The 2073-nt window shown below is 66.3% G+C and carries 2 protein-coding genes; one reads left to right on the top strand and one right to left on the bottom strand.

Features of this window, described 5'->3' with window-relative positions; all coding sequences use genetic code 11:
- A partial coding sequence (locus AOK22_RS34830) for an SGNH/GDSL hydrolase family protein (RefSeq protein WP_482255566.1) occupies positions 1-346 on the top strand: 346 nt, incomplete at its 5' end.
- A gap of 6 nt (positions 347-352) precedes the next feature.
- On the opposite strand, the gene AOK22_RS34825 is transcribed toward AOK22_RS34830, so the two are convergent.
- Positions 353-2073 (bottom strand): bifunctional metallophosphatase/5'-nucleotidase (locus AOK22_RS34825; protein ID WP_055702708.1); only part of this gene is annotated, 1721 nt, incomplete at its 5' end.

Below are 2073 nucleotides of genomic sequence, written 5' to 3'. Positions count from 1 at the left end.
CCTCCCCACCGCCGCCGACCTCATCACCGGCCTCACCACCCTCGCCGACCGCCTCCACACCGCAGGCCTCAAGGCCGTCGTCACCACCGTCGGCCCCTACAAGGACACGGTCTACGACGGCTACGCCACCCCCGAAGGCATCGCCGTCGCCCGCCAGGTCAACGACTGGATCCGCGGCGCCGACAGCCCCTTCGACGCCTACGCCGACTTCGCCGCCGCCGTCGCGGACCCCGCCGACCCCGACCGGATCCACGACGACTACGACAGCGGCGACGGCCTCCACGTCAACGACGCCGGAGCCCAGGCCCTCGCCGACTCCGTCGACCTCACCACCCTCGACGACTAGCCCCGGCTAGAACACCGGCGTGCCGTCCCGGGTCAGCCTCCAGTCCACCGACGCGAACTGGCCCGGGTCGATCGTCCCCTTCGCCTTCACCCAGCCGATGATCGTGTTCCGGATCTCCTCCGAATTCGCCCACAACTGCTTGGCACCCGCGATATGCGGGAAATTACCGCCACCACTCGCCCGGTAGTTGTTCACCGCGAGCACGAACTCCGCCTTCGGGTCCACCGGCTTCCCCTCGAACGACAACCCCGAGATCCGCGACCCCACCGGCTTCGCGATGTCGATCTCGTACGTCACACCGCGCACCGCGTCATAGTTGTAGTCCGGCGTATTCTCCGCGTTCGTCAGCTTCGCCGGATCCACCGGACCACCCACCGGAGTCCGCACGTAATACCGCGCCGAGAACTCCAGGTACTCCTTCAACTGCGCACCCGTCAAAAGCCGCGCCTCCAGCGTGTTCTCGAACGGATACAGACCCGCCGCGTCCCGGATCGTCACCTCGCCCGCCGGGATCTGCGCCGTCCGCGAGAAACACGACGCCTGCGACAGCACCGGCAGCGCCGCGTACGCCCCGCCCTTCAGCGCCCCGGCCACCGTCTCCTGCTGCACCAGATTGATCAGATCGATGATCGCGACATCCTTGTACGGGCCCTCGGCCGTGCTCATCGCCGCCTTCGAGGTCCCGATCACCTGATTGACGTACGCCACGACCTTCTCGTGCTCATCCGTCAGCAGCTTCGTGATCTTCTTGTCCTCGACCGCCGTATTCGAGTTCAGGACCTTCGCGCCGACCTTCTCCACCGTCCAACGGCCCTTGGCCCACACCAGATCGAAGTCGAACAGCGTCAACCGCTGACCCCACTTCAACGGCTCCGACAGAACGACCTTCTTCCCGGTCGCCCTGTTCTCCACGAAGTACTCGGGAATCTCCGTGTGCGCGTGCCCCACCAGAATCGCGTCGATCCCCGGCACCTGCTCCGCCACCAGACCCGCCGCGTTCTCCACATACGGCAACTGATCCCCGTACGACGACGTGCCGCTCGAACCCGAATGCGCCGACACGATCACCACGTCCGCGCCCATCGACCGCAGCCGCGGCACCCACTTCGCCGCCTGCTCCTCCAGACCCGGGAACGTCATCTTCCCCTGCACGTTCGCCTTGTCCCAGATCGCGATGCCCGGATTCGTCAGCCCCAGCACCGCCACCCGCACATCCCGACCGTGCGGAGTACGCAGCCGCTTCATGACGTACGGCGGAAAGGCCGGCCTCTGCGTCTTCGCATCCAGCGCGTTCGCCCCCAGCAGCGGGAAATCACACTGCTCCTCGAACTTGCGCAGCACCGGAATGCCGTAATTGAACTCGTGATTGCCGAGCGCCGCCGCGTCGTACCCGATCGCGTTCATCGCCTGCGCCATCGGATGCACCGGACCACGCGCCGCCGTGATCGGATCGACCTTCGCGTAGTAGTACGACAACTGCGTGCCCTGGATCGTGTCACCCGCGTCGATCAGAAGCGTGTTCCGACGGCCCTTCTCCGCACGCACCTCGTTCACCAACGTCGAGATCTTCGCCAGGCCCACGTCATTGTGGTCCTTGTCGTCGAACTCCTTGTCCGTGAAATAGTCCCAGTTGAAGACATTCCCGTGCAGATCCGTCGTGCCCAGCACCGTGAACGAATACCGCTTCCTCCGCCCCGGCCCGCCCCGCCCGGTCCCGGCCGCCCGCG

The organism is Streptomyces silaceus, assembly GCF_001419745.1.
Classification (GTDB): domain Bacteria; phylum Actinomycetota; class Actinomycetes; order Streptomycetales; family Streptomycetaceae; genus Streptomyces; species Streptomyces silaceus.
This window is presented reverse-complemented; position numbering and strand designations above follow the sequence as displayed.